At 72.9% G+C, this 26624-nt stretch carries 21 protein-coding genes; 3 read left to right on the top strand and 18 right to left on the bottom strand.

The features are described 5' to 3' along the window. Window position 1 precedes the first annotated feature (1 nt). The 9 genes from AB5970_RS12565 to AB5970_RS12605 form a co-directional block, all read right to left on the bottom strand. Window positions 2–994, bottom strand: a complete 993-nt coding sequence (locus AB5970_RS12565) for a multicopper oxidase domain-containing protein (RefSeq protein ID WP_370504284.1) — start codon at window positions 992–994, stop codon at window positions 2–4. A gap of 29 nt (window positions 995–1023) precedes the next feature. After that, entirely contained in the window at window positions 1024–3012 is a 1989-nt protein-coding gene (locus tag AB5970_RS12570) for a multicopper oxidase domain-containing protein (RefSeq protein ID WP_370504285.1), read from the bottom strand. A 37-nt stretch (window positions 3013–3049) separates the two neighbouring features. Then, entirely contained in the window at window positions 3050–4339 is a 1290-nt protein-coding gene (locus AB5970_RS12575; RefSeq protein ID WP_370504286.1) for a multicopper oxidase domain-containing protein, read from the bottom strand. A 39-nt stretch (window positions 4340–4378) separates the two neighbouring features. Further along, window positions 4379–9556, bottom strand: a complete 5178-nt coding sequence (locus tag AB5970_RS12580; RefSeq protein ID WP_370504287.1) for an SdrD B-like domain-containing protein — start codon at window positions 9554–9556, stop codon at window positions 4379–4381. A 319-nt stretch (window positions 9557–9875) separates the two neighbouring features. Beyond that, entirely contained in the window at window positions 9876–10949 is a 1074-nt protein-coding gene (locus AB5970_RS12585) for a sensor histidine kinase (protein ID WP_370504288.1), read from the bottom strand. 37 nt (window positions 10950–10986) lie between these two features. Then, a complete protein-coding gene (locus AB5970_RS12590) occupies window positions 10987–11658 on the bottom strand; it encodes a response regulator transcription factor (RefSeq protein WP_370504289.1) in 672 nt (223 codons plus the stop codon). A gap of 237 nt (window positions 11659–11895) precedes the next feature. Continuing rightward, window positions 11896–12636 carry a GAF and ANTAR domain-containing protein gene (locus AB5970_RS12595; protein ID WP_370504290.1) on the bottom strand — a complete coding sequence of 247 codons (741 nt, stop codon included), beginning with the start codon at window positions 12634–12636 and terminating at the stop codon, window positions 11896–11898. A 68-nt stretch (window positions 12637–12704) separates the two neighbouring features. Further along, on the bottom strand, window positions 12705–13361 hold the full coding sequence (locus AB5970_RS12600; protein WP_370504291.1) for a hypothetical protein: 657 nt from the start codon (window positions 13359–13361) through the stop codon (window positions 12705–12707). Next, window positions 13358–13666: a hypothetical protein gene (locus tag AB5970_RS12605; protein WP_370504292.1), complete on the bottom strand. Its 309-nt coding sequence runs from the start codon at window positions 13664–13666 to the stop codon at window positions 13358–13360. The genes AB5970_RS12600 and AB5970_RS12605 overlap by 4 nt, the downstream gene beginning before the upstream one ends. 168 nt (window positions 13667–13834) lie before the next feature. Here AB5970_RS12605 and AB5970_RS12610 point away from each other — a divergent pair, with 168 nt between their 5' ends. Next, window positions 13835–14905 carry a fatty acid desaturase family protein gene (locus AB5970_RS12610; RefSeq protein WP_370504293.1) on the top strand — a complete coding sequence of 357 codons (1071 nt, stop codon included), beginning with the start codon at window positions 13835–13837 and terminating at the stop codon, window positions 14903–14905. Here AB5970_RS12610 and AB5970_RS12615 read toward each other — a convergent pair whose 3' ends face one another. Then, window positions 14906–16657, bottom strand: a complete 1752-nt coding sequence (locus AB5970_RS12615; RefSeq protein ID WP_370504294.1) for a lipase family protein — start codon at window positions 16655–16657, stop codon at window positions 14906–14908. Between the two features lie 104 nt (window positions 16658–16761). Between AB5970_RS12615 and AB5970_RS12620 the strand changes: the two genes are divergently transcribed. Continuing rightward, a complete protein-coding gene (locus tag AB5970_RS12620; protein ID WP_370504295.1) occupies window positions 16762–17523 on the top strand; it encodes a deoxyribonuclease IV in 762 nt (253 codons plus the stop codon). Between the two features lie 12 nt (window positions 17524–17535). Here the strand turns inward: AB5970_RS12620 and AB5970_RS12625 are convergent, their stop codons facing one another. Continuing rightward, complete coding sequence (locus tag AB5970_RS12625; protein ID WP_370504296.1) at window positions 17536–18612, bottom strand: DNA polymerase IV; 1077 nt, start codon at window positions 18610–18612, stop codon at window positions 17536–17538. Window positions 18613–18662: 50 nt separating this feature from the next. Continuing rightward, window positions 18663–18845: a DUF1918 domain-containing protein gene (locus AB5970_RS12630; protein ID WP_370504297.1), complete on the bottom strand. Its 183-nt coding sequence runs from the start codon at window positions 18843–18845 to the stop codon at window positions 18663–18665. Between the two features lie 147 nt (window positions 18846–18992). Here AB5970_RS12630 and AB5970_RS12635 point away from each other — a divergent pair, with 147 nt between their 5' ends. Beyond that, the gene (locus AB5970_RS12635; RefSeq protein WP_370504298.1) at window positions 18993–19358 is read left to right on the top strand and encodes a VOC family protein; all 366 of its coding nucleotides are present in this window, start codon (window positions 18993–18995) and stop codon (window positions 19356–19358) included. Window positions 19359–19362: 4 nt separating this feature from the next. Here the strand turns inward: AB5970_RS12635 and AB5970_RS12640 are convergent, their stop codons facing one another. The 6 genes from AB5970_RS12640 to AB5970_RS12665 form a co-directional block, all read right to left on the bottom strand. Further along, complete coding sequence (locus AB5970_RS12640) at window positions 19363–21804, bottom strand: lysylphosphatidylglycerol synthase transmembrane domain-containing protein (protein ID WP_370504299.1); 2442 nt, start codon at window positions 21802–21804, stop codon at window positions 19363–19365. 149 nt (window positions 21805–21953) lie between these two features. Then, window positions 21954–22559, bottom strand: coding sequence for a 3,4-dihydroxy-2-butanone-4-phosphate synthase (gene ribB / locus AB5970_RS12645; protein WP_370504300.1), 606 nt, complete (start codon window positions 22557–22559; stop codon window positions 21954–21956). Then, window positions 22556–23548, bottom strand: coding sequence for a sugar-binding transcriptional regulator (locus tag AB5970_RS12650; protein ID WP_370504301.1), 993 nt, complete (start codon window positions 23546–23548; stop codon window positions 22556–22558). Before AB5970_RS12650 ends, ribB begins: the two co-directional genes overlap by 4 nt. 87 nt (window positions 23549–23635) lie before the next feature. Beyond that, on the bottom strand, window positions 23636–24583 hold the full coding sequence (locus AB5970_RS12655) for a transketolase family protein (protein ID WP_370504302.1): 948 nt from the start codon (window positions 24581–24583) through the stop codon (window positions 23636–23638). Next, a complete protein-coding gene (locus tag AB5970_RS12660; RefSeq protein ID WP_370504303.1) occupies window positions 24580–25494 on the bottom strand; it encodes a transketolase in 915 nt (304 codons plus the stop codon). The genes AB5970_RS12655 and AB5970_RS12660 overlap by 4 nt, the downstream gene beginning before the upstream one ends. Beyond that, complete coding sequence (locus AB5970_RS12665) at window positions 25491–26483, bottom strand: sugar phosphate isomerase/epimerase family protein (RefSeq protein ID WP_370504304.1); 993 nt, start codon at window positions 26481–26483, stop codon at window positions 25491–25493. The genes AB5970_RS12660 and AB5970_RS12665 overlap by 4 nt, the downstream gene beginning before the upstream one ends. Window positions 26484–26624 lie beyond the last annotated feature (141 nt).

Raw genomic sequence — 26624 nt, forward strand, 5'->3', positions numbered from 1 at the left:
CTCACGGGTGGATGAACGTCAGCGCGCCGCCGCCGGTCGCGGGGCTCGGGTCGGTGGCGTTCTGCGGGCCGTTGGTCACGTGCAGCTGGCGGTTGTAGAGCGGGAAGCCGTTCGGGCTGGGCGGGGCGCCGGCCGGCACCGTCGCGATCGTGTCCTCGGTGGCGCCGGCGGGGATGGTCTCTGCGGCGGCGTCGAACGGGTGGGCGAGCAGCCGGGCGTCCCGGGCGAGCACCTGCTGGTGCATGCCCAGCAGCAGCATCGTTGAGTTGTCGAAGCCCGCGTTCACGTAGCGCAGCAGCACCCGCTGGCCCGCCGTGGCGATCACCGGCGCCGTCTGCGGGTAGGGCTTGCCGCCGATCAGCCACGACGTCGCCCGGTAGGCGTGCAGGTCGAACGTGTCCGGTGCCGCGTTGAACGCCGGGTCCACGGCGCTCAGCACGAGCACGGCCTCGACGTCGTAGGCCGACGCCGCCGTGTCGTAGGCCTGGCCCGCCGTGGTCGGTCGCACGACGAGCGCGCCGTACAGGCCCATGGCCTCCTGCCGGCCCGCGTCGCCGCCGCTCTCGTAGACGTACGTCCCCGGCGCGCCCGCGGTGAACGTGCGCGTCACGGTCCCGCCGACCGGCGCGTCCGTCGGACCGGGGTCGAACGCGATGCCCGGCGCCTCGAACGAGATCGTGTGCGGCACGCCGCTCGTCCCGGGCGGCAGGGCGTTGACGACCGAGATCGAGACGGTGTCGCCCTCGGTGACCGACAGGACCGGGCCGGGCAGGCTCGGCGTGGCGGTCGAGCAGTCACCCGGCGTCGTCGCGACACCGAAGCCCCAGATCGGGACGGCGGCGGGTTCGCCGGGCAGCGTCACGCTGCCCGCCTCGGCGCACAGGGACACGGCGACCGGGGCGGCCGACGCCGCCGGGACGGCGACGGTGAGCCCCGCCAGGGCCAGGACGAGCGCGACGAGTGCGGTGATCCTCGTGCGCAGGGGTGCAGGCATCGCCCACCTCCGGGTCTGCTCGTGCCTGGTCATGGCGCGTCGTACGTGATCTTGAGGAGGTTCCCCCACGTCGAGAAGGGGGTCGGCGAGGGTGCGGTGAAGCGCTGGCTGTGCACCAGCACCCGGATCTGACCGGTGTTCGCCCCGGTGCCGATGTAGGCGGTCGCCGGGTTGGGCACGGTCCAGGTCGAGCTGACGTCGGCCGAGCCCACGCCCTGGGGCTGGGCCGGCGGCGCGGGCAGCGTCACCCACCCGGCCGACGTCGCCGTGGCGCAGCCTGCCGCCCCGCCCACGGTCCAGTCGCAGATCTTGACGGTCTGCTGCGGCACGTTGGTGGTGAGGGTCGCGCAGGTGGTGCCCGTCGTCGTCGCGCAGTCGGCGCCCTTGTAGGTCACCTTGAGGTTCTGGCTGCCGGCCGGCACGGACGTGAACCCGCCGTACCAGTCGTCGGCCAGCGCGGTGATCGTCGCTCCGCTCAGGTGGGTCGCTGCGCTCGTGCCGAGCTGCCCGCGGGCGACCGTCCAGGTGGTCGTCCCCTGACCGCCCGTGACCAGCAGGACCTCGTTGTCGATCCGGACGGCGTAGGTGCCCGTGGTCGGGAAGCCAGCGGCGGAGGCGACCGTGATGGTTGTGGCGCCCGCCGTGGTCGCGGTCGGCCGCGTCGTCGTCCGGGGGTTCACCTGGTAGTAGCTGGTGTCGTCGACCCCGAGCGCCGTGACGGTGCCGGTCTTGAGCGTGCCGCCGACGATGCTGGTCGACGTGGGGTAGGCGGTGCAGCCGCCGGACGGGTCGACCCGCAGCAGGGTCCCCATGCCGCCGAAGCCCTGGTCGAAGTTGGTGAACTCGTTCAGAGCGTGGCTGTGCCAGGGGAAGTACCACTCGCCGCACACGTTCTGCGACACCGTGCCCGTGGGCAGGGTCCCGCTGTAGCCCAGGTACGGGCTGCCGCTGTAGTAGGTGTTGCCGTCCTTGAAGAACACGTTCCGGTAGTTCGGGGGAGTGACCGGGAACGCGTTGGTCGGGCTCCAGCCGTCGGCGTCGTCCCAGCGCAGCAGGAAGTCCTCGGTCTGCCCCGAGCCGATCGTCTCGCCGAAGTGCTCGGTCGCGACCACGGGTCGGCCGTCCTGCGCGATCTGGGTGGTGTGGTTGCCGTGCGGGTGGAACGGGTGGTTGAGCAGCCCGACGTTGATCATCCGGACCAGCGCGGGCAGGGTGCTCGGCGACGTGTTCGGCCGGATCCGCACGAGCGAGCCGTACGGCTGGCGGGGCAGCAGGGCCGTGCCGTTGTCCTGCACGGTGTCGGGGAACTCGCGCCCGTTGATGGCGAAGTACCGGTCGCGCTGGGCGTTGAGGTCGTAGGTGCCCGCGGTCTCGACCGCGTGGTGGAGGTCGGGGTCGATCTCGTTGAGCAGCAGGAGGTACTCACGCCCGGGGTCGAACGCGGTCGACGCGCCGTAGGCGAAGCCCGCGCCCAGGCTCGGGCGGACGATGAGCGCGCCGAACAGGCCCATCTCGACCTGCTTGGCGACGTCCGAGCCGCTCTCGTACAGGTACGTGCCGGGGCTGCCGGCCACGAAGCTGTAGCTCACGGTGCCCGAGGTGGGCGCGGCCTCGGTGGTGAGCAGGCCGGGTGTCCCTCCCGTCGCCGTGACGGCGCCGTCCTGGCCGGGGAACACGAGGCCCGACGCCTCCGGCAGGGTGTTGGTGAGGTTGACGACGACGGTCTGTCCCTGCGTGGCGCACAGCACCGGACCGGGGCTCTGGAAGGCGCCGTTGTCCGGGGCGTCCGCGTTGGCGTAGCTCCACATGAAGACGCTGTTGCCGTCCGGCGTGTCGATGTAGCCCGTGCGCGCGACCAGGTTGAACGTGTGCGTGCTGCCGACCACCGTGCCCGGCGTGCACACCATGCCGGTCTTCGGCGCGTCCGGCGGCAGGGCGAGGGCCGGCGACGGCGCGGCGGTCACCAGCGCGGCCGCCAGGGCGGCGACGGCGGCGGCGTGCCGGGCTCGTGGCCTCATCGTGGTCTTCTCTCCGTGACGCGGGGTCGCCGCACGCTCAGACATAGGTCTGGCTCACGACGGTCTGTGCGGGGAGAGGGGTCTGGTAGACGCGGACCTCGGTCATCATCCCGCCCGCGCCGGGAGGTGCTCCGAAGTTGGTGAGCCTGCGCCAGTCGCGGTTCTTGAAGACGTACACGTTGTAGCTGCCCCGCGTGTCCGACCCCGACGGCCGGGCCGGGTCGTAGGGGGGCGCGTCGAAGAGGACGTCGCGCGCCTCACCGGGCCCGATGTAGAGGGTGTTCGTCCAGTACGAGGTGTCCACGCCGCCGACGCCGCCGTTGCGCAGCAGCGAGGCGTCCTGGCCGATGACGTGCATCGGGATCCCCGGCAGCTGCATGGCGTGCTGCTGGTAGCCGAGGTTCGCCAGCCGGAGCAGGACCCGGTCGCCCGGGTTCACCTGGACGAGCGCCGAGTTGGGCTGGCTGTAGTCGGCCACGTCGCCGTAGTTCGGGTTCGGGGTGGCGATGCGGGAGGTCGGCGGCAGGCTCGGCGAGTCGTTGGGCAGCAGGGTCTGCGGGTACGCGCGGCCGTTCAGCGTGAACCACTGAGGGTCGTAGTCCGTCGCGATCGACTCCTGGATGTCCCGGTCGCCGTCGTGGAAGTTCCGCCACAGCTCGTTGAGCAGGATGGCGAAGTGCCGGTGGTAGCCCGTCGACCCGTCACCGTCGTTGTAGGCGAACTTCGTGAACCCGCCGACAGGCGTGCCGTCCTGCAGCGGGCGCACGAAGACGATGCCGGTCATGCCCATCTGCACGTGCTCGACGTCCTCGAAGTGGCAGTGGTACATGTACGTGCCCTCCCGGTGAGGGCGGTAGAAGTACGTGAACTGCTTGGCGATCGGGACGGCGACGGACACCTCGGGCACGCCGTCGTTCAGCGGTGACGGCACGTCGAAGCCGTGCCAGTGGATGGTGTGCGAGTCCGTGAGGTCGGGGCGCTGCACCAGGCCGAGGTTGGTCAGCGTGATCTTGATGTCGTCGTTCTGCTTGAAGTCCAGCGTCGGGGCGGTGTGCTTCGCGTGGCCCTTGTAGGTGGAGATCAGCTGCGAGACGGACAGGTTCGGGTCCACCGGGACGAACCCGAAGATGTAGAGCGGGTTGCCCTCGCGGCCGGGCACGCTGATGTACCCGTCGGTCGCGATCAGGGAGAGCGTGGAGGTGGCCGCCGACGCGGGCACCACGAGACCCTGCCCGACGACGTCGGCAGCGACGACCGTCCCCACGGCGCCAAGACCCATGAACTGGAGGAATGCCCTCCGGTCGAGGCCGTTCTGGCGATGGTCCATGTCACCCTCCTTCGAGGCGATGACGGTCGATCGGGCCGGTCAGGGCAGGACGACCGGGACGCCGACCAGCTCGTCGGCACCCAGGTCCCACGGCGTCCTGACCCGCAGGGTGCGGAGCATCGGCCGGTACTGGCCGTCGTAGTCGCCCAGGCCACCGAGCGCGGGCGAGAGCGTCGGCGCCTGGATGCCGCCACCGGTGCACGCGTTCAGTGCGGTGGCAGGAGCGGGGAAGGCGGTGTTCGAGCAGCGCACGCCGCGGTCGACCACCGGCGAGGCCCCCGTGAGGTGGAAGTCGCTCGTCAGGCCGACGGGCGGGTCGCCGGCGGTGAGCGTCACCGCGGCGGTCTGCGGGTCGAGCCGGGAGCCGGTCACGGTCAGCTCGTTGGTGATGCCGATCGGGTTGACGAAGAGCGGGTCCACGCTGATGTTGCCCTGGCCGGCCGGCACCGGGCGCTGCACCCCGTCCGGCCCGAGGATCTGGCCGTTGGTGAGGTCGGAGTAGCGCGGTGTGAACGTGTCGGCGTTGTTGGTCGTCCCGTGGATCTCGAGGTCGATGACGCCCTGGTTGACCAGCGTCGCGCCCGGGCCGGGCTGGCTCAGGGTGTACGCCGTGTTGTTCCAGAAGACGTTGTCGAAGAGTGCGGCCGGCCGCGAGAAGTCGGGTGAACCGGCGGGCAGCGTCGCCTGGAACAGCGGGTCGTTGGCCTCGGACGCGAGGCCGGCGGAGTGCGGCAGGCCGTCCGAGTTCTCCGACGAGGCGGTCGACACGTTGTTGGCGACCGTCGTGCTGATGATCCGCACGTTGGAGGAGTCGTCGAGCATGATGCCGCCGGCGATGTCCGCGGCCCCGTTGTCGACCACCAGGTTGTCGCGGAGGTTGATCGCCGCGGTCAGCGCGTCGAGGACGAAGACCGCGCCGCCGTCGTCGCCGCTGAAGTTGGCCGCGAGCAGGTTGCGGTCGACGTTGACCGGGCCGGTGCCCGCGCCGAGGCCGCCGCCGACGGGCAGCTCGGACTCGATCGCGAGGCCGCCGCCGGAGTCGACGGAGTCGTTGTAGTAGATCTGGTTGTCGTGGATGCTGCCGTTCGGGCTCAGCCCGATGTGCGAGACGCCGGCACCGTAGTTCACGCTGAAGTTCGAGCAGACGATGCTGTTGGCCAGCTCGTAGTTGTTCGAGCCGTCGAAGATCCCGACGCCGCCCGCCTGCGTGAGGCCGCCGTTGCCGAGGAACCGGTCGTAGGCCATGCGGACGTTGTAGTTGTGGCTCGTGGGCGCGTACGGCTGCCCGACGGCGATGCCGCCGGCGACGACGCCGCCGTTGTTCTCGAGCACGGTGTTGGTCACCTGGAGGTTGTTGACGTTGGCCTGCACCTGGATGCCGCCGGCGCCCTCGCCCTGGCCGGTCATGAGGCCGACGCCGTCGGTCCGCGCCGCGCTGAAGACGCCGATCGCGCCGCTCGGCACGTCGTACGCCGTGGTGGTCTTCGCCACCAGGGTCAGGTCCGCGCCGCGCAGGATGGCGGGCAGGGTCGCGTCGACCGCGTACGGCGCGTGCGCGGCGATGACCGCGTCGTAGGCCGTCGCGTTCTGCTGGAAGTAGCGGCCGTCGATGACGGATCCGGTGATGTGGAAGCGCGGGTCCTCGGGATCGCGTGCCTGCAGCTCGTGGGCGCCGATGATGCCGCCGGCCCCCAGGCCCTGGATCTTCAGGGGCTTCCACTGCACGACGTTCTCGTTGTAGACGCCCGGGCGGAGCACCAGCAGGCTGCCGGCGGCCGCGCCGTCGATCGCGTTCTGGATGGCGTGCGCGTCCGTGCCGGCGCCCGGCGGGGGCGCGGCCACGTTGACCACGGGCGGGTTGTAGGTGACCCCGCCGCCCGTGCCGAGGGCGTGCACGGTGATCCCGTTGACGCTGGACACGCCGCCGTTGGCGTTCGCCGTCGTGATGGCGAGCTGCTTCTGGCCGGCCGGGAACGTGAGGCTCAGCGCCGGGACCTGGATGACGATGGTGTCCGGGATGGCGCCGGACCCGGGGGTCCAGCTGACGATGCCGCCGTTGGCGCGCGTGAGGGTGGTCACTCCGCCCGTCCGGTCGTCCGTGAGCGTCACGCGCCCGCCGGTAGCCCCGGTCGGTCCGGCCGTGCCGATGAAGTCGGCCTGGATCGTGATGCGCCGCGGGTTCGCCGCGTTGCCGCCGTTCGCGGCGACCGCGTTCGGCACGTACGGCGTGGACACCTGGAGAACCTCCGGGCGGGCCGGCACGGCCGGGTCCTCGCAGCCCGTCCCCGAGATCGGGTCGAGCGGGAGGTCGAGCTGGGTGGTCAGGCCCGGCCAGGCCTCGGCCGGGGTCGTCGCGGTCAGCAGGTTCGGGTTGTAGCCGGCGTTCGGCTGCGCCTTCGAGCCCGGGTCGTCGACCTTGACCAGGTACATGCCCGGGCAGGGGCCCTGCGGGATCGGGCAGTTGAACGTCTCGGTCGACGGCACCAGCGCCTCGAACGAGCCGTCGGGGCTCGTGGTCACCGTCGTGAGCAGGCGCCAGTTGTTGGCGTCGTACGGCAGGTTCACGTTGGGCGTGGCGCAGCCGGGCTGATCCTGCGGGCAGACGGTGTCCACGCGCGCGTAGATGCCTACCGGGATGCCGACGATCGGCCGGGGCTCGCCGTACCAGGGGGACGCCAGGTTGCGCTCGAAGTAGATGTCGTTGAACACCTGCCCGACCAGGCGGCCCGGCTCGGGGACGTCGCCCGTGCGGGCGTCGGCCGCGTCGGTCCCGTTGGGGTCGGTGCGGAAGTTCGTCATCATGTTGAAGTCGGCGTTGGCGTTCTGGCCGTTGGTCAGCACGACGAGGCGCTTGTCGCACAGGGGCGCGTGCGCACCCGCGACGCCGTAGTACGTGCTGCGCGTCACCAGGGAGGTCTGGTCGATGACGTGGTCGTCGCCGGTGCACGCGGGCGGCGGGATCGCGGGCGTGAACTTGTTGCCCAGGTCGACGTTGACGTCCTCCTCACGGACGGGCCGGTAGAGGCAGCCCTCGCCGTCGCCGGGGATGACGCCCTTGGCGCTGCTGACGGCCTTGAACCCGTCGGTGTTCGCGGGGTTGCAGGGTCGGGTGTCCTGGGCGTCCTTGGGCATGACCACGTGCGTGATGTAGGTGCCGGCGACCAGCGGGACGGGGTCGGACCCGCCCGTGCAGGTGCCGTCGTCGGCCGCCGTGTCGTAGCCGTTCGGGCAGTAGTCGGCGAACGCGTAGCCGCCGTCGAACGCGCCGTCCTTGGTGTGCGCTCCGGTGAGCGGCACCTCGAGGCAGTTCGGTCCGATCTTCGCGGCGAACTGGCCCGTGACCTCGGTTCCGGAGAAGTCGCGGATCGGGTTGCAGCTCTGCGTGAACGCGTTGCCGTCCGCCTGCGGGTCCTGGTCCGCGCTCGGCTGCTGCCAGTGGTCGGTGACGTACTTGTTGAGGATCGTGTCGTCGGCCGTGTTGGGCTGGCCGTCCGGACCGAGGCCCTCGAGCAGCACGGTGACGTCGGGGATCGCCGGCTCGTAGTCCTCGTGCGCCTGGAACCGCGCGTCGAACTCGTTGCGGGTGGTCGAGAAGTAGGTGATGCCGACGATCTGGCCGGGCGTGCCGGGCGGGTAGTCGCGCTTGCCCCAGTCCACGGTGCTGCGGTGTCCTTCGAGGAGCAGCTGGTTGGTGAGCAGGCCGCCGCCCTGGTCGGTGGGGATGCAGGGGTTGGCGGGCGCGAGCGTGGGCGGGACCACGGAGCACGAGGGGGTCACGGCGTCGGTGATCTCGTCGTGCAGCGACGGGCCTGGGTAGGCGGAGAACCGGGCGAAGCCCTGCTCGTTCACGAACCACCGGCCGAGCGCGCCGCCCTCGGCGGTCGGGTAGGAGTAGTAGCCCTGCGAGTCGGTGAACGTGGCCTCCTTGATGGAGCCGTCGCGCCACCGCTGGTCGACGTCGGTGTTCGCGATCGTCGGCTCGCCGGGATCCCGCTTCCCGTTCCCGTTGGTGTCCTTGTACACGTGGCCGTCGAGCCAGCCGAACCAGCGCGAGACACCCAGTCCGACGCTCCCGTCGTCGCCGGTCTCGTTGACGTCGACGGTCTCGCCCGCAGCGACCGTGACTGGCTTGAACCGCATGATGTAGCTGAGCTGCTCGTCCCAGACCGCCAGGTTGTAGCTGCCCGCCGGCACGTTCTGGATGTCGAAGCTGCCGCTGCCGTCGGCCTGGCCGACGTAGACGGTCCGGTCCGTGGTGGAGTCGGAGAGGGCGACGAACGCGTTCTCGACCGGGTCGTTGAACGTGCCCGTGGTGTACGGGGCCCACTCGACCCAGTTGAGCGCGGTCCCCGTGATCTCGCCGGTCCCGGGCGTGGCGAACGCCTGCGGAGCGCAGACGAACCCGAACCAGTACGCCGTGCGGTTGTTCGGGGCCTCCCACAGCTGCTCGCCGGGCGCACCCGTCCCGTCGCTGCCCTCCTCGACGGACGCGAGCAGCTGCAGGCCGCCGTCGATCGTCGTCGTCTGGTACCACTGGCTGGTCGGGTCGGAGTTGCAGGGCCCCGCGGGCGGGTGGACGTCGATGAAGTACGTCGCGGGTCCGAGGTTGTCCAGCTGCACGAAGCCGTCGTCGGCGGTGAGGCATGTGCCCCCGCAGAGCGGGTCGTTGTTGTAGTCGACGGTCACCGCGCTGTGGGTCTGCTCCTCCAGGCCGACCTGGAAGCCCTGCAGGCCGCCTTCCTCGGTGTCCGGGGCGCCGTTGGCCCAGGCGTTGTCCTGGAACACGAACACGCGGATCTTGCCCAGCGGCAGCGGGTGGTCGCCGCTCTGCACCGACAGGTCGATCCGGGCGTTCAGCGAGCCGTCGGGCGTGGCCGGGTTGGGCACCGTGATGTGCTTGCCCCACATCTTGTGGTCCAGCGACCGCACCGAGATCAGGTACCGGCCCGCCGGCAGGTTCACGGCCGTCCGGTCCTGGTTGCCCTCCGCGACGATCGCGCTGTTGCTCTGCGTGCTCACGGCCAGCGGGTCGTCGGGCAGCTTCGTGTTGTCGACGTTGATGATGTAGGTGAAGTTGCCGAGCGGAGCGCCGGACGGCAGGTCCCGGGCGTCCACGGTGACCGCACAGCCGGCGGCCGGGCAGGTCGTGGCGGCGTGCGCCACGGGAGCGATCGTGGGGGACAGGGTGGCGAGCCCGGAGACCAGGGCGGTGGCCACGGCGACGAGCGCCGCCCGCAGGGCCGGGACCCGGCGGTGCCCGCCGTGCTGAGCCCCTCCCGGTCCGGCCGCGGACGGTCGGTGACCGGCCCCTCCGGAGCGAGGGCTGACCGAACCGCTTCCCGACCCGTGTCCGCGCATGGCCACACCTTCCAGGCGGCGCTGCTCCGCCCCCGGCGGTCATGCCGGAGGGCTGTCTCAGCGCCTCCATGGAAGCGGTCGCGGCGGAGCCCGGAGGAGTTCCTGACCGAAGTGTCATCGGGTCGTCACAGCCCGGTCATGTGGGACGCACAGGTTCGCGGCCGGCCGGGAGGGCTCGTCACATGGGCGTGTCGACCCCGAGGAGCTCGGCCGACCTCGGACCGCCGGCCACCGCACCGCGGTCGGCGGGCCCGTCCGGCGGGGTGATCGTCCGGGTGCCCGCGGGCACCATCATGAGCATGAGAGCGCCGCCCTCGGTCGAGCGCCCGGCCATCATCCGGCCGCCCCGGGCGGACACGAGCCCGCGCACCAGGCTCAGCCCGAGCCCCGTCTGCGAGAGCTCGTCGCGGGGAGTCTGCAGGTCGTCGTCGGGAGGGCCGTTGAGAACCTCGACCAGCTCGTCGCTCAGGCCCGACCCGGAGTCGGCCACCCCCACCACGACCTGGTCGGCCTCCCGCGCGCCGATCAGGCGCACCGTGCCGCCGTCCTCGGTGTACCGGACGGCGTTCTCGATCAGGGTGTCCAAGCAGGCGCGGAGCCGCTCGGCCGAGCCCACGTACCACCCGGCGTGGGCCTCGACCACCCAGGTGCGGTCCGCCACCGGCGTCCAGCGCTCCGCCGTCTCGCGCAGGATCTCGTCGAGGTTCACGGGCTGGACCTCGCCGCCGCCCTGCAGCCGGATGACCCGCACGAGCCGCTCGGTCACCCGGGTCAGCCGGTGCAGCTCGTCCTCGACGACCGTCAGGTCGTGCACCTGCTCGGGGTCCTGCTCCTTGCTCAGCAGCAGCTCGACGTAGCCGCGCGCGATGGTCAGCGGGGTGCGCATCTCGTGGGACGTCAGGCGGGTCAGCCGCTGGGTGTCCCGGGCCTGCTTGCGCTCGCGCTCGGCCATGACCGTCAGCTCGGCCAGCGCGACCTGCCGGCGCCGGACGTGCCAGACCATGAGCACCATGAGCACCGACATGAGGGGGATCTCGGCCGTCTCCTGCCAGCTGAGCACGCCCGTCGCCGCCCGGGCGACCAGGACGATGCCGGTGGCGACCGTGTAGAGGGCGAGACCGGTGACGGCCCGGGCCTGCCGCCAGTTGCCCAGCCCGTAGAGGAGCGCGAACGCGGCCCACGCGACGTGGTACGGGATCGTCTCGTTGCCCGGCGACGCCCACATGAGCCCCGTGCACAGGCCCGCCAGCACGAGCCACGGGTAGTAGAGGTCCCCGCGGGACCGACGGTCACTCGGCGGAGAAGCAGTAGCCGACACGACGGATCGTCTCGATCGGGGGGTCGGGCTGCAGCTTGTTGCGCAGCCGCCGGACGCAGACCTCGACCACGTTGCTGCCGGGGTCGAAGTCCAGGCCCCAGACGTCGTGCACGAGCTCCGAGCGCCGGCAGACCTCGCCGCGCCGGCGCATCAGGTGGGCCAGCAGGGAGGACTCCCGCTCGGTGAGCGACACCTCGCGGTCGCCGAGGGTCACGGAGCGGCGCTCCAGGTCGAGGCGGATGCCGCCCGCGCTCACGAACCGCGGCTCCGCGCGGGTGACGGTCGAGGCCCCGAGGTGGCGCCTGGTGCGGGCGAGCAGCTCGACGAGCGAGAACGGCTTGGCGACGACGTCGACGGCTCCGCGGTCGAGGGCCTGCACGCGAGTGGCCACGTCCGTCACCCCGGTCAGGACGATCACGGGGGTGGGGTCCTCGCGCTGGCGCATCGACGACAGCACGGTGAGGCCGTTGCACCGCGGCATGACCAGGTCCAGCAGCACCAGGTCCACGTCCTCGGACGCGAGCCGCTCGAGTGCGCGGAAACCGTCGGCCGCGGACACGACGTGGTGGCCGGCCGAGGCGAGGGAGCGGCTGACGAGGGTGCGGATGCGCTCCTCGTCGTCGACGACCATCACCGTGCTCACGAGGGTCATCACCTTCCCTCGGCCCCTGACCCGCGGGCTGCCCCTGCCCTGTCCCGTGGTTCGCGTCGTACCGCGAACGGCTCGACGGTGATCGACGGCCCCGCGCGCAGGCTCGTCGAGCCCGCCGTTCACCAGACGGATAGACCCCACCTTGGCGTGCGACGGGCGGCGGCGACAGGGTGAAATGGGGTGAAGTTCGCAGAAAGCCCCGGTTTGCCCATCTTCGTGCGACCGGCGTCAGGTCGGCCGCTCGCGGAACGTCTCGACGTCCTTCGGAGGCGCGCCGGCGACCGACTCGACGACGGTGGCGGCGACGTCGCGCAGCTTGATGTTGCGGTGCTGCGACGCCGTCCGCAGGATCGCGATCGCGTCGTCCTCGGAGCAGCGGTTCTGCGCCATGATCACGCCGATCGCCTGGTCGATCACGGACCGGGAGACGATGGCCGCGCGCAGGTCCGCGTTGAGCTCGGCCTGGTCGGTGCCGCGCAGGTACAGGCGCATGGTCCGCGCGATCTCGTCCGCGTACATGTGCGCCACCGACAGCACGGCGTCGTCCCAGACGTGCGTCGGCCGCGCGTAGAGGTTCAGGGCGATGACGACCCCGTGGCGCACGGGGCGGGGGACGGCGAGGATCGAGCCGAAGCCTCGCGCCCGCGCCGCCGCACGCCACTGGTCCCATCGCTCGTCGCCGGCGAGGTCGTCGGAGCGGACCACCGAGCCGTGGCGCAGGGCATCGAGGCACGGTCCGTCGTCGGCCGCGTACTCGACCTGGTCGCACGCGGCCGCGAGGGTGTCGCTCGCCGCGACCGCGTCCGGCCGGCCGTCGCGCTGCATCGAGACCGTCGCGGACGCCGCGGGCCCGATGTGGGACGCGGCCGCCTGCGCGATCCCCTCGACGAACTCGTGCAGGGCAGGGGTCTCGAGCAGCAGGTTCTGCAGCTCGGTGATGACTGCGGCGCGGTCCAGCGGGTCGTACATGTCTCTCCGTCAAGCGTCATGCGGGTCGGTGCGGCGAGGACTGGATCGTCTCGACGGCGCCGGCCGGGTCACCGATCTCGTGATCGTAGGACGGCCCGCGCGGCCTGGACAGAGGTGATCCCGACCTGCGCGGCGGCTCGGTCCAGACGCGTCCGGGCGACGGCCAGGGGGATGCCGGCGGCCGACCCGATCGAGCCCACCGCCCGGTCGATCTCGCGCCGGTCGTCCAGCAGTCGCGGTGCGTGCGACGCCTCGGCCAGGGAACGGAACGCGAGGTCGGCGTTGGCGGTGCCGTCCGGGGCGCTGGCGCCGAGGATCTCGGCCACCTTCGCCTCGTGCCCGGCGAACCCCGCGGACAGACCCGCGTACACGTTGACCATCCCCACGAGCGTGCCACCCTCGACGACCGGCATCGACAGGGTGCTCCGGACGCCGTGCTCGGACGCGACCGTCGAGAGCTCGCGCCAGGCCACCTCGTCCAGGACGTCGGTGCCGGGAGCGCACGGCTCCCCGGTGGGCGCGGACTCGAGGAGCGCGACCTCGCGGTCGGTGGCGACGACCGTGAAGGTCAGGTGCTCACCGAGCAGCGAGTAGCTGAACCCGACGCACGACGGCACCTCGAGCCGCAGGCGCTCGCCGGCACGGACCATCGTCGAGACGAAGTCGCGGTCGGACGTCTCGCCCAGGCGGCGCAGGGCGACGAACGTCTCGGGCAGCAGCTTCATGGGACGTCGCGGAGCTCGGGGGGTGCCGTCGCAGGTGCGTCGTCGCCGGTGCCCGGCCGCCACCCGTCGACGAGCACGGCGCACGACTCCGAGGTCTGGTTGACCACCTCGGTCACCAGCTCGCCCGCCAGGAAGCCGGGCGCCGCCCGCGAGAGGTCGAGCTCGATCGTCCGGCAGCCGCCGGCGACCAGCGAGCGCATCTCCTCGCGCAGCTCGGCGACGTCGGGCGCCCAGAGCTCGCCCTCGGCCTCGATGAGGGCGACGTCCGGGCGGCTGGTGAGGACGTGAAAGTGCGGCGCTGTCATCTCAACGCTCCTGTGCGTCGATCGACGGCCGCCTCCGGACCTTGTCGGCCAGCGTACGCCCGCGTCCTCCGCTTGCGGCAGGGGGTGGCGGGGTTACCGTGAGGACAGGTCAGGACTGGGCCCCCCGTCCCCACGCCGACCGTCGACACGGCGGCAGCAGGAGCCCTGATGACCATCCCCACCGCGTCGCCGACCACCCGCTCGGCCGGCAGCGACTTCACCGAGCTGATGCACGCCGTGCAGGGCAGCGGGCTGCTCCGGCGCCGGTACGCCTTCTACTGGGTCCGGTTCGTGCTGCTCAGCGCCGTGCTGGTCGGGCTGGGCGCCGCCTTCCTGCTGATCGGCGACTCCTGGTGGCAGCTGCTGGTGGCCGCCGGGGTCGCGGTGGCGCTCGGGCAGGTCATGTTCCTCGGGCACGACGCCGCGCACCGCCAGATCTTCCGGTCCGGGCGCTGGAACGACTGGGCGAGCCTCGTGATCGCCAACCTCTACGCCGGCATGAGCTACGGGTGGTGGAACCGCAAGCACAGCCGCCACCACGCCAAGCCCAACACGCTCGGTGCCGACGGCGACATCGCGCCCGGGGCGCTGGTGTTCACCACGGCCGACCTGGTGAAGCCGCGCACCGGGTTCGCCGGGTGGTTCGCGCAGCGCCAGGGGTGGCTCTTCTTCCCGCTCCTGCTGCTCGAGGGCCTGAACCTGCACGTCGCGAGCCTGCGGACGGTCCTCGGCCGGTCGCCGGTCAAGCGGCGCGCCGTCGAGCTGAGCTTCCTCGCCCTGCGGCTCGGCGGGTACGTCGGCGTCGTCTTCTGGTTGCTGCCCGTCGGCATGGCGTTCGCGTTCCTCGGCGTCCAGCTCGGGCTGTTCGGCCTCTACATGGGCGCGACCTTCGCCCCGAACCACAAGGGCATGCCGATCGTGCCGGCGTCGCTCAAGCTCGGCTTCCTGCACCGCCAGGTGCTGCTCAGCCGCAACGTGCGCGGAGGCAGGTTCCTCGACGTGTTCATGGGCGGGCTCAACTACCAGATCGAGCACCACCTGTTCCCCAGCATGCCGAGCCCTGCCCTGCGGGCCGTCCGGCCGATCGTGCGCCAGTTCTGCCTCGACCACGACGTCGCGTACACGGAGACCACGCTCGGGAAGTCCTACGGGATCGTCGTGCGCTACCTCAACCAGGTCGGCCTCGCGGCGCGGGACCCGTTCCAGTGCCCGCTCGTGGCAGCCCGACTGGCGGGGTGATCAGCCGCCGGTGCTCGCGAACCGCTCGGCGGTCCACGCGAGCAGCTCGGGGATGAAGGGCGAGTCGTCGGCGACCAGGCCCATGTGGTCGCGGCCCGCGTAGGTGCGGTAGTCGAGCGCCTGGCCCGACGCCTCGAGCCGGGCGACGTAGGCCTGCTGCGCGTCCGGCGGGATCAGCGGGTCGGCCAGCCCCTGGGCGACGAGCAGGGGCGCCTCGACCGGCCCGGTCGGGGTGTTCTGCGCGAGCCGCTGCCCGAAGACGCCCGTGGTGGGGTCGACGGCGAAGATCGGTCGGTCCCGGCTGATCGACAGGGCGCTCAGCACCGAGACCAGCACTCCCGGCTCGGACAGGCAGCGGGTGGCCATCTCCCGGACCAGCGTGCGCGCGTGCGGGATCACGAGGGCGTCGACGTCGACGTCGGGGTAGGTGGCCGCGTAGGCCTCGATGACGAACGAGGCGAAGACCGAGCCTCCGGTGACGTCCGGCAGGTGCTCGGTGATGGCCAGGGTGTCCGCGGCCGGCGCCATGGCGGCGACGCCGGACAGCGGCACGTCGGGGGCGTAGGTGGGCTGGACCTGGCCGGTCCACAGCGCCGCGTGACCGCCCTGCGAGTGCCCCCACACGACGGTCCGGTCGGCCAGCGACGCGGTCTCCAGCTGCCGGGCCGCCCGCACGGCGTCGAGCACCGACCGCGCCTCGCCCTGGCCGATGAGGTACGGGTGCGGGCCGGCGGTGCCCAGGCCCACGTAGTCGGTGGCCACCAGGGCCCAGCCCCGCGCCACCGCCTGGTCGAGCGCGGGCAGGCCGCCCGACGCGAACGGCTCCGGCAGCAGGCTGGGCGCGCAGCCCTCGGCGTAGCCGGTGGTCCCGTGCGCCCAGGCGATCACCGGGTGCTCCGCGCCGGTGCGGGGCACCAGGACGATCCCGCTGGCCACGGCGGGCTCGCCCTCGTCGCGCGTGGTCGTGTAGAGGATGCGCCAGGCGCGGGCGTCGGCGGGCACCTCGCGCGTGAAGGGCTCGCTGCGCAGCAGCACGCCGGGTGTCGTCGGGACGTCGCTCGGGGCCGAGTAGAAGTCGTCGACCACGGGGGAGGCCGCGTCGATCCGGCCGCTGACCACCAGCGCGCCGACCGCGAGGAGGGCCACCGCGACGGCGCCCCCCGTGCGTGCCCATCGGCGCAGCGGGCCGCGCGTCGGGGACGGCCGGTCGTCGGATCCGCGACGGCGCCTGAGAGCGTCGCCCACCTGCGCGAGCCCGAAGAGCACGGTGCGCGCCCCGAACAGCACCGCCACGACGAGCAGCGTCACGTCGGGCCAGGCGAGCGCGAGCACGCCGAAGACCAGGTCGGCGACGCCGAAGAGCGCGGACGCGACGCGGGCGTCGGCGGTGTCGGGGCGCCGGACCTCGAGGAGCCTCGCGACGCCGGAGACGAGCAGCGCGACCCCGAGCACGCGCGGCAGCAGCTCGATCGAGGTGCCGAGCCGGACGAGCACCGCGACCCCGAGCAGAGCCCAGGCCGCGCCGAGCAGCGCGGCGTCGCCCCGCACCAGGTCGCGGACCCCGGACGCCAGACAGCTGAGGCAGATGTAGACGGTGAGCACGCCGAGCGAGCTCAGCGGCCGCGTGAGCAGCAGGAACCCCAGCACCACGGCGCCGACCCCGACCAGCGCCGACGCCCACCACGGCAGCGCCTCGACGATGCCGGGCAGCGCGCGCAGGCGTCGACCGGTCCCGGCACGGGCGAGACCCACGAGCACCTCCGGGAGCAGTCCGACGACGCGTTCGTCGTCGAGGATGCCAGCAGCGGCTGCCGGACGTCGCTAACCTGGCGCCAACCCCGAGCGAAGGAGATCCGGTGGTGCTGATCGGCGCCCACGTGCGCGGAGACGACCCGGTCGAGACGGCCGCGGAGCTGGACGCGCAGTGCGTCCAGCTGTTCCTGGCCGACCCGCAGGGGTGGAAGAAGCCGACGCCCCGCGCGGACGCCGAGGCGCTGGTCGCGTCGGGCCTGGGCGTGTACGCGCACGCGCCCTACCTGGTGAACGTGGCGTCCACCAACAACCGGATCCGCATCCCGAGCCGGAACATGGTCGCGCAGCACACCGCGGCCGCGGCGGCCCTCGGTGCGCGCGGCCTCGTGGTGCACGGCGGCCACGTGGGGGACGGCGACGACATCGCGGTCGGCATCGACAACTGGCGCAAGACCTTCGAGCGCGCGACGTTCCCGGTGCGCGTGCTCGTCGAGAACACGGCGGGCGGGGAGAACGCGTGCGCCCGGACGCTCGACCGGATCGCGCTGCTGTGGGACGCGATCGGCGAGTACGACGTGGGCCTGTGCCTCGACACGTGCCACGCGTGGGCGGCCGGCGAGGACCTCGAGACCCTGGTCGACCGGGTGCGCGCCATCACGGGCCGGGTCGACCTCGTGCACGCCAACAGCTCGCGCGACCCCCAGGGCTCGGCGCGCGACCGGCACGCGGGCTACGCGACCGGCACGATCCCGCCCGAGCTCATCGCCCACGTGGTGCGAGAGGCAAGGTGCGACGCGCTCGTCGAGACGCCCGCCGAGAGCCAGGCGGAGGACATCGCGTTCCTGCGGGCGGCGCTCGCCGGCTGACCGTCGCGCCCCTCAGATCCGGCCGCGCACCGGCGTCCGGTCCGCCGGGTCGGCCTCGTCGGGCATCGCCATCTCGGCGCGCACGCCGAGCAGCCGGACCTCCCTGTCCTCCAGCTTCTCCGCGAGCGCCATGGCCGCGTCGACGACGACGGCGGCGTCGCGCGTCGGCTCCGGGAGCTTGCGGCTCATGGACCGGGTGACGAACGGTGCGTAGCGCACCTTGAGCGCGACGCGGATCACCGGTCGGCCGTCCTGCGCGGTGTCGTCCACCACCCCGAGGGCCAGCTCGCGGATCGCGTCCCGCACCTGGTCGGGGGTGGTGAGGTTCTGCTGGAACGTGGTCTCGCGGCTGTGCCCGCGCGGCACCCACGGGCTGTCGTCGACCGTGCTCGGCCCGAGGCCCTGGCCGAGCTCGTGGTACCAGACGCCCATCCGCGGCCCGAACTCCGCCACGAGCGCGTCCACCGGCGCCTCGGCGAGCTCGAGCACCGTCGCGACGCCCAGCGAGGAGAGCCGGCGCGACACCTTGGTCCCCACGCCCCAGAGCTCGGTGGTCGGGCGATGACCCATCACCGCGAACCAGTTCTCGGCCGTCAGCCGGAAGACGCCGGCCGGCTTGCCGAACTCGGTGGCGATCTTCGCCCGGACCTTGTTGTCGCCGATGCCCACGGAGCAGTGCAGCCGGGTCTCGCGCAGCACCGCGTCCTGCGCCTGCCGCGCGAGGCCCTCGGGGTCGTCGGTCTGCGCACCGAGGAAGGCCTCGTCCCAGCCGAGCACCTCGACCACGACGCCGAGCGAGCGCAGCGTCGCCATCACCCGCTCCGAGGCGGCCTCGTACTCCGGGGCGTCCACCGGCAGGAACACGCCGTCGGGCAGCTTGCGCGCGGCGATCCGCAGCGGCATCCCGGAGTGCACGCCGAACTCGCGCGCCTCGTAGGACGCGGTCGACACGACACCGCGCTCGGTGGGGTCGCCGCGGCCGCCCACGACGACCGCCCGCCCGGCCAGCTCCGGCCGGCGCAGCACCTCGACGGCCGCGACGAACTGGTCGAGGTCGACGTGCAGTACCCAGGACGGGTGCGGGTCCATGCCCCGAGTGTGCCCGCCGGGCGCCCCGGAGGCGACGGCCCGCTGCCGCGTCAGGCGCTCCTCGGCGTCACCGTGAGGTCGGGCCCGGGGAACACGAGCGTCTCGTGCCCGTCGTCGAACCGGACGACGTAGGGGCCGTCGGCGCCCCGCGCCTCGATCACGGTCCCGCTGCGGTCCGCCGTCCCCACCGTGCGGCCGTGGATGACGACCTTGTCACCGACCTCTGCGTGCATCGTGGCTCACCTCATCGCCCGGGCCGGGACGAGCCCGGGCGGCCCGCCCCTGAAACGGGCTCGACGCCCGCACCTCGATTGTCGACCCGATCGACCGGGCGCGTCCCGGGCGAGATTCTGCGGGGCCACCGGTGCCACGATGCCTGCATGAAGATCAGGCGACAGGTGGTGGTGTTCGACGCCCCGGACCTCGAGGTCGAGAGCGCGTTCTGGGCGGCGCTGCTGGGCGGCACGGTGCGTGCGGACGAGGACTGGTACACGGTCCTGGTCGACGGCGAGCCGCGGCTCGAGTTCCAGCCGGCCCCGAACCACGTCCGGCCCGACTGGCCGGACGGCGAGCAGCAGCAGCTCCACCTCGACCTGTACGTCGACGACATCCACGAGGCGCACGAGCACGCCCTGGCCGTCGGGGCCGTCCTGCTGCAGGCCGCCGACGACTTCTCGACGCCCGACGGGTTCCAGGTGTACGCCGACCCGGCCGGCCACCCGTTCTGCCTGTGCTGGGGGCCGTGACCGGTCAGACGTACTCCTGCCGGCGCAGCCAGCGCATCGCCGCCGCTCCCCACAGCGGTGGCAGGTAGAACGTCACGAGCCGGAAGGTGATGGCCGTCGAGACGGCGATCGCGCTGGGCACACCGACGGCCTGCAGGCCGGCCGTGAAGCCGGCCTCGGCCACCCCCATGCCGCCCGGGACGGGCATGAGCCCGGAGAACAGGCTCACCGCGGTGTTGATGAGGATGAGCTGCGAGAACGACGCCGTCTCGCCGAAGGCGTGCAGGCAGAGGCCGAGCACGGCGGCCTGCAGCAGCTGCGCACCGAGGTTGCCCCCGAGCATCGCGGACACCTTGCCCGGCCGGCGCAGCACGCCGAGCGCCGAGTGCGCCGAGTGCGCCTGCTCCGCGAGCGCAGACCGGACCCGCGGGACCAGGGCGGTGACGCGGTGGCGCAGGCGCGGGACGGCCACGGTGACGATGATGCCGACGACGATCACCGCGACCAGCACGGCCACGAGCGACGTGCTGGTCGAGCCGGAGCCCGAGGTGCCGCCGGACCCGGTGACGAGGCTCGACGTGAAGCCGGGCAGGCCGCTCACGAGGATGAGCACGATCAGCGCGACCTGGACCACGAACCCGCTGACGCTGTCGATGAGCCCGAACGAGAGCGCCGTGGCGGCGGGGATGCCGAACTTCTGGAAGAACCGGACCTCGAGGGCGAGCCGGGCGGCGGTCGCGGGGAGCACCAGGGAGATGAACTGGATCGAGTACTGCAGCATGAGCACGGGGACGTACCGCAGCCGGGCGGTCGCCGCGCCCATGGTCGCGCCCGCGAGCGACGCCTGGATGAGCGGCGACACCAGCAGCGCGGCCAGCAGCCACACCCAGTCCGCCGACTTCAGCGCGGCGGCGACGCTCGCCACGTCGACACCGGCGAGGAGCGTGACGAGCAGGTAGACAAGCAGTCCCATCAGGACGAGGCGACCGATCGAGGCCGGGGTCACGCGCCGGAGTCGTTCGAGCGGCGGTTCCTCGACCCCCGCCGCCGCGACGGCCGCCGCGCGCAGGTCCTCCAGCGTCCAGCTCGCGTCACGCACGTCGGCGCGCGTCCGGCTCCCCAGCGCGGCCGGCTGCAGGTAGGGCAGCACCTCGGCCAGGTGGTCGACGCCCACGGCCGCGACGGCGGCGGCGAGCGCGCGCTCCGGGCCGACGGACACCGCCGTGACGACCAGGAGGCGGGCCTGGTCGGCGAGGGGGTCGCCGGCGTCGACCACGCGGGCGGCGGCGTCGAAGTCCGCGAGGGCGGCCATGCCGTCGGCCCGCACGACGAGCGTCCTGCTCTCGATCCGTCCGTGCGCGATCCCCGCGTCGTTCAGCGTGACCACGGCACGCCACAGGCCGGCGAGCAGCTCGTCGTCCAGGAGGCCGGCGTCGAGGTCGTCGAGCCTGGCGCGGGGGCAGCTGGTCACCAGCAGCGCGTCGCCCTGGTCGGCGGTGCCCACCGCGACGACGTCGAGCGTCGGCACGCCGGCCTGGGCGGCGAGCAGGGTGAACAGCGCCTCGTGCTCGACGCGGGACCGGCGCGTGCCCCACACGTGCGCACGCTCGCCGCGCCGCGTCAGGGCGGTCCAGGCCGATCCCACGACCTGGCTGTCCCACGAGTCGCGCCCGTAGACCTTGACCAGGAGCTCGGCGCCCCGGTCGGAGCCGGCGACGAGCACGTCGGCCGCCGTCCGGCTCGCGGCCCAGGACACGCTCGTCGTCGGCACCCCGATGTCGGCCAGCGCCACCTGCACCTGAGCCGTGGTCAGACGTCCCTGCGGGGAGCCCAGGAGGAGGTGGGCGACCGCGGCCGCGGCGATCCCGACCGCGATCGCCCCGCTCGCGCCGAGCAGGTTGGTGGCGCCGAGGCCGATCGCGGCCACGGCGCCCAGGGCGACGACGGCCCGGCCGACGTACCTCCAGGGCCTGGCCAGGTGCGGCGAGGACGCCACGACGACCGCGGTGACGACGGCGACCCGGGTGGCGACGTAGACCACCGGCGGGCCGGACGAGACCATGCCGTCGACGATCGCGGACGGGTCGGTCCCCGCGAGGGCCCCGACGCCCATCGCCGCGCCGAACGCGAGCACGGACGCCGTCAGCTGGTCGACCAGGAGCCGGCGTCGTCCCCGGCTCAGGGCGGCCAGCAGGACGACGCCGACCGCCCACAGGGTGAGGACCGCGTAGGCGATGCTCCACAGCCAGCCGAACACGGGCTCGAGCCGCGCGAGCACGGTGTCGATGGCCTCGTCGGCGCCGGACGGTCCCGGCGCCGCCAGGGCGAGCAGGCCGAGGGCGACGACGGAGGCGATGAGCAGGAGGACGTCGGTCGGCCGGCGCAGCCGCGGGGCGCCCGCCGCCGACGACCAGACCCGCATGAAGGCGCCCGGCCGCGCGACCACCTGGTCCGGACCGACGGCCATCGAGCCTCCCGGGCACCACGACTGACCTGTGAGGACGCGGCCGGAGGTCGGCTGCGCAGCGGGTGCGGGCGACGGTGCCCGTCCGCCACGAGGCTACTGGCGCGCGGGCCCGAGCGGGGGGAGATGTCGCTCCGCGTGGCTCCGGCCGGTCACGACCGCAGGTGGTCGGCGAGCTCGTCGATCGACACCTGGACCAGGCCGTGCCGCCGCGAGAACCGCCGCAGCCGCGCGCCGCGCAGCATCGCGCCGTCCCGGTCGGCGATCTCGCAGATGACGCCGGCGGGCTCGAGGCCCGCGAGGACGGCGAGGTCGATCGCGGCCTCGGTGTGACCGGGTCGGGCGACGACGCCGCCGGGGTGGGCGACCAGGGGGAACACGTGCCCGGGCCGGACCAGGTCGGTGGCCGTCGAGCCCGGCCGCCACAGCACGTCGATCGTGGCCGCGCGGTCGGCGGCGGAGATCCCGGTGGTGATGCCCGCGGTGGCGTCGACCGAGACAGTGAACGCCGTGCGGAGGCTCTCCTGGTTGTCGGGGACCATCGGCGGCAGGTCGAGCAGGGCCGCGCGCTCGGCGGTGACCGGGACGCAGATGAGCCCCCGGCACTGGTCCATCATGAAAGCGACGACCTCGCGGGTCGCGTGCCGGGCGGCCACCACGAGGTCGCCCTCGTCCTCCCGGCCCGGATGGTCGGTCACCACGACGGGACGACCCGCGCGGATCGCGTCGATCGCGTCGCTGACGAGCGAGCCGGTCACGCGCTCTCGACCAGTGCTCGGGCGCTGTCCACGTCGGTGATCAGCACGGTGACCCAGCGACCACGCAGGGCGCCCCGGACGGCGGCGAGCTTGCGGCTGCCGCCGGCCACCGCGATGCGGCGGGGGATCAGGCGGAGCGCCTCGGGCGTGATGCCGATGACGCGCTCGTCGAACTCGGTGGTCACGGGCTCGCCGGCGGCGTCGAAGTAGCGCAGGCAGACGTCGCCCACGGCCCCCGCCGCGCGCAGCGCCGCCTGGTCGACCGCGGAGATGCTGTTGCCGCTCTGCTGCAGCAGGGGCGAGGGCTCGAGCGCGCCGATGCCGACCAGCGCGGTGGTCAGGGCGGGCCACAGCGAGGTGACCTGCTCGACGGCCGGGTCCGCCATGAGGCTCCGCCGGGCCTCCGCGCTGCCCAGCAGGCCGGGGGAGGGCAGGAAGATCGGCGCCGCGCCGGTGACCGACGCGAGCCGGGTGAGCAGCCGGGTGGCGTCGACCTGCACGCGCGGCTCGCCGACGCCGCCCACCAGCTGCACGACGTCCGAGACCACCGGGGTGCTCGACGGCCGCATGGCCTCGACGGCGGCGAGGAGCGACGCGCTCCACGAGGAGATGCCGACCTCGTCCCCGCCGATGAAGGTGGTCTCCAGGTAGACGGCCGCGGCGCTGCCCAGCGCGCGCAGCACGTCCGACTCGGACCCGCCGGCCTCCACGACGACCGCCTCGGCGAGCCCGTAGGCCGCCTCCAGGCGGTCCTCGAGGTCCGTGTGGACGCCGGCCGGCAGGCTCACGGTGGTGCGGACGACGCCCGACTCGACCGCCTGCTTGAGCAACCGGGACACGCGCGGCTGCGAGATGTGCAGCTCGGCGGCGATGTCCGCCTGTCGCAGCCCCTTCTCGTGGTACATCCGCGCGACCTTCGCCATGAGGCGCACGTGCTCGTCGGACTGGCCGCCCCGGCGTGCCGCGGTGCTCGCCCCGCCGAATGCCACCGTCGTCCTCCTCGTGAGTCCATCGGTTCCATTCAGCACCGACACGTCATGCGTCCCGCAGCATAGCGTCGGGGTCGGCCGGCCCGGTCAGCGGCCCAGGACGTCGCGCGCGGCGTCCGCCACCCCCTGCGGGCTGATGCCGAAGTGGTCCAGCAGCCACTCGACCGACCCCGTCGGCGCGAAGGTGTCGGGCACGCCGACGAACCTCATCGGCACGGGGTGGTGGCGGACCACCAGCTCCGCGACCGCGCCGCCGAGCCCGCTGGTCAGGGCCTCCTCGACGGTGACGATCGCGCCGGTCTCGCGGGCCGCGGCCAGGACGGCGTCGTCGTCGAGCGGCTTGATCGTGGGCATCGAGAGCACCCGCGCGCTCACGCCGGACGCGGCGAGCAGGTCGGCGGCCGCGAGCGCCCGGGACACCACCGTGCCGGTGGCGATCAGGGTCACGTCCGTGCCGTCGCGCAGGGTCACGGCGCGACCCGGCACGAACTGGTAGCCCTCGGGGTTCACGTCGGGCACGCCCATGCGGCTGATCCGCAGGAAGACCGGTCCGTCGTGCTGCGCGGCCCACCGGACGGCCTGCGCGGTCTCCTCGGGGTCGCTCGGCACGATCACCGTCAGCCCGGGGATCGCTCGCAGCCACGCCAGGTCCTCGATCGAGTGGTGCGTCGGGCCGAGCTCTCCGTAGGCCATGCCCGGGCTCATCCCGCACAGCACGACGTGGTGCTGGGAGTAGGCGGCGTCGACCTTGATCTGCTCCATGGCGCGCGCCGTGAGGAAGCAGGCCGCCGCCGAGACGAACGGGATCTTGCCGCCGTTGGCCAGGCCGGCGGCGACGCCGACCATGTCCTGCTCGGCGATGCCGACGTTGACCAGCCGCTCGCCGAACTTCGCGCCGAACGGGCCCAGCTTGCTCGAGCCGACCGAGTCGTTGACCACCGCGACGATCCGGGGGTCCTGCTCGGCCAGCTCCACGAGGGTCGCGACGTACGCGTCGCGGCAGTCGTGCAGCTGCGGGGGTGCTGTGGTGCTCATGAGGTCTCCAGCTCGTCGAGCGCGGTGGCCACCTGCTCCGGCGACGGCACCTTGTGGTGCCAGGCGACGTCGTCCGACATGAACGAGATGGGGTGGCCCTTGAACGTGTGGGCGATGACGGCGGTCGGCTTGCCCGACGCCGCCGGGACGGCCGCGAACGCGTCGGCCAGAGCGCCGTGGTCGTGCCCGTCGACCTCGACGACCTCCAGGCCGAACGCCGCCAGCTTGTCGGGCAGCGGCTCGAGGTCGTTGGTGTCCGCCACGCGCGCGCCCTGCTGCAGGCGGTTGCGGTCGACGATCACGCACAGGTGCTCCAGCCGGTGGTTGCCCGCCGTCATGAGGGCCTCCCAGTTGGAGCCCTCCTGCAGCTCGCCGTCACCGACGACCACGAACGTGCGCCGGTCGGAGCCGTCCAGGCGGCCGGCGATCGCGGTGCCGACCGCGATGGGCAGCCCGTGCCCGAGCGGCCCGGTGCTGGCCTCGACGGCCGCGATCTTGGTGCGCGCCGGGTGCCCGTTGAGCTGCGACATCGGCTGCATGAACGTGTCGAGCTGCGCCGGCGGCAGGTATCCCGCGACGGCGAGCGTCGTGTAGAGGGCGGCCGCGGCGTGCCCCTTGGACAGGATGAACCGGTCGCGGTCGGGGTCGTCCAGCGTCTCGGGGGAGACCCGCAGCGCGTGCAGGTACAGGGTGACCAGGATGTCGATCACGGAGAACTCGCCGCCGATGTGGCCGAGGCCGGCCGACCGGATCATCTGGATGTCCCGGCGCCGGACCTGCCGGGACGCCTCGGCGAGGTGCGCGAGCACGGCCGCGCGGTCGGCGCCGGCCGGCACCCGCCCGAGGACGGGCAGCGAGTCGGGTGCGGTCTCCGGGTGGACCTGCGGGACCAGGTCTTCCTCGACGGTCATGACTCCTCCCGCAGGCAGGAGAAGAGCGCGTCCTGGACCAGCTTCTGGGCGCCCATGGCGTCCTGGCGGTCCTGCGCCGCGCGCAGCGCGTCGATGTCGAGCTCGTCCAGCGCGCGGTGGATCCCCTTGAGGAACCGGATCGAGAGGTTCGCGGCCTCGACGGTGTCCTCGCGGAACGGGAACTGGTCGAGCTGCCAGACGCCCTCCCAGCCGTTGATCTTCAACGTGTAGAAGAACTCGAAGACCTCGACCGGGTGCACGGTGCCGACGACCATGTCGTCGTCCCAGCTGCGCAGGTTGTCGTTGACGTCCATGGCCCACAGCAGGCCGTGGTCGATGAGCAGCTGGGCCGCCGCCGCGGGCGACTCGCCCCCGAAGAGCGCGTGGCCGAAGTCGAGCAGCACGCCGACGTTGTCCACGCCCATGGCCTTGATGCCGAGCACCGTCTTGGCGGCGGAGTCCCAGAACATCTTGTTGCGCGGCTCGCGCGGCTTGTACTCGATGACGATCTTGAGGTCGGGGTTCGCCAGCGCGAGCTCGCGCATGCCGGACACGGCGAGCTCCCACTGGGTGTGGTGGTCGACCTGGAACGGGTAGTCCCAGCCGTCCTGGCCGGGCCACACCTTGAGGTAGGTGGCGCCCAGCTCGCGCACCACCTGCGCCGCCTCGTTGAGCACCACGAGGGCCTCGGCGCGGATCGCGGGGTCGGGGTTGGTGAAGGCTCCCTTGCTGAACCGGCGCATGTAGATCTCGGGCGTGACGCCGATCGCCTCGAGGCCGTTCTCCTTGAGCGCGGCCCGCACCTGGTCGACGGTGACGCCCGGCGTGAACGGGTAGGGCACGTCGACGACCGAGAGGTCCTGGACCTCGCCGGCACGGGCGATCTGCTCGAGCGTGGTCACGGGCGGCGCGTACCCGTCCACGGCGTAGCGGTCGACGTAGCTGGCGAAGTGCCACAGCCCGGCGCCGAACCGAGGTTGTTGGGACATATCTATTCATCTCCGATCGTTGATTCACCAACGGTAGCAGGCCTGGCGGTCTGCGGGTAGGTCAGGGGAGCGGGGAGGTGCCCGGCACGGCCTGCCCGCGGGCGCGCGCGACGGCGACGGCCCAGTCGCGCCGCCGGGCGC

This window comes from Cellulomonas sp. ICMP 17802 (assembly GCF_041295535.1).
Lineage (GTDB): Bacteria > Actinomycetota > Actinomycetes > Actinomycetales > Cellulomonadaceae > Cellulomonas.

Bases quoted from the DNA above. Each gene is read 5' to 3' on its own strand.
- AB5970_RS12565 (WP_370504284.1), bottom strand. From the start codon at position 994: ATGCCTGCACCCCTGCGCACGAGGATCACCGCACTCGTCGCGCTCGTC.
- AB5970_RS12570 (WP_370504285.1), bottom strand. From the start codon at position 3,012: ATGAGGCCACGAGCCCGGCACGCCGCCGCCGTCGCCGCCCTGGCGGCC.
- AB5970_RS12575 (WP_370504286.1), bottom strand. From the start codon at position 4,339: ATGGACCATCGCCAGAACGGCCTCGACCGGAGGGCATTCCTCCAGTTC.
- AB5970_RS12595 (WP_370504290.1), bottom strand. From the start codon at position 12,636: ATGTACGACCCGCTGGACCGCGCCGCAGTCATCACCGAGCTGCAGAAC.
- AB5970_RS12600 (WP_370504291.1), bottom strand. From the start codon at position 13,361: ATGAAGCTGCTGCCCGAGACGTTCGTCGCCCTGCGCCGCCTGGGCGAG.
- AB5970_RS12605 (WP_370504292.1), bottom strand. From the start codon at position 13,666: ATGACAGCGCCGCACTTTCACGTCCTCACCAGCCGCCCGGACGTCGCC.
- AB5970_RS12610 (WP_370504293.1), top strand. From the start codon at position 13,835: ATGACCATCCCCACCGCGTCGCCGACCACCCGCTCGGCCGGCAGCGAC.
- AB5970_RS12625 (WP_370504296.1), bottom strand. From the start codon at position 18,612: ATGGACCCGCACCCGTCCTGGGTACTGCACGTCGACCTCGACCAGTTC.
- AB5970_RS12630 (WP_370504297.1), bottom strand. From the start codon at position 18,845: ATGCACGCAGAGGTCGGTGACAAGGTCGTCATCCACGGCCGCACGGTG.
- AB5970_RS12635 (WP_370504298.1), top strand. From the start codon at position 18,993: ATGAAGATCAGGCGACAGGTGGTGGTGTTCGACGCCCCGGACCTCGAG.
- AB5970_RS12640 (WP_370504299.1), bottom strand. From the start codon at position 21,804: ATGGCCGTCGGTCCGGACCAGGTGGTCGCGCGGCCGGGCGCCTTCATG.
- AB5970_RS12655 (WP_370504302.1), bottom strand. From the start codon at position 24,583: ATGAGCACCACAGCACCCCCGCAGCTGCACGACTGCCGCGACGCGTAC.
- AB5970_RS12660 (WP_370504303.1), bottom strand. From the start codon at position 25,494: ATGACCGTCGAGGAAGACCTGGTCCCGCAGGTCCACCCGGAGACCGCA.
- AB5970_RS12665 (WP_370504304.1), bottom strand. From the start codon at position 26,483: ATGTCCCAACAACCTCGGTTCGGCGCCGGGCTGTGGCACTTCGCCAGC.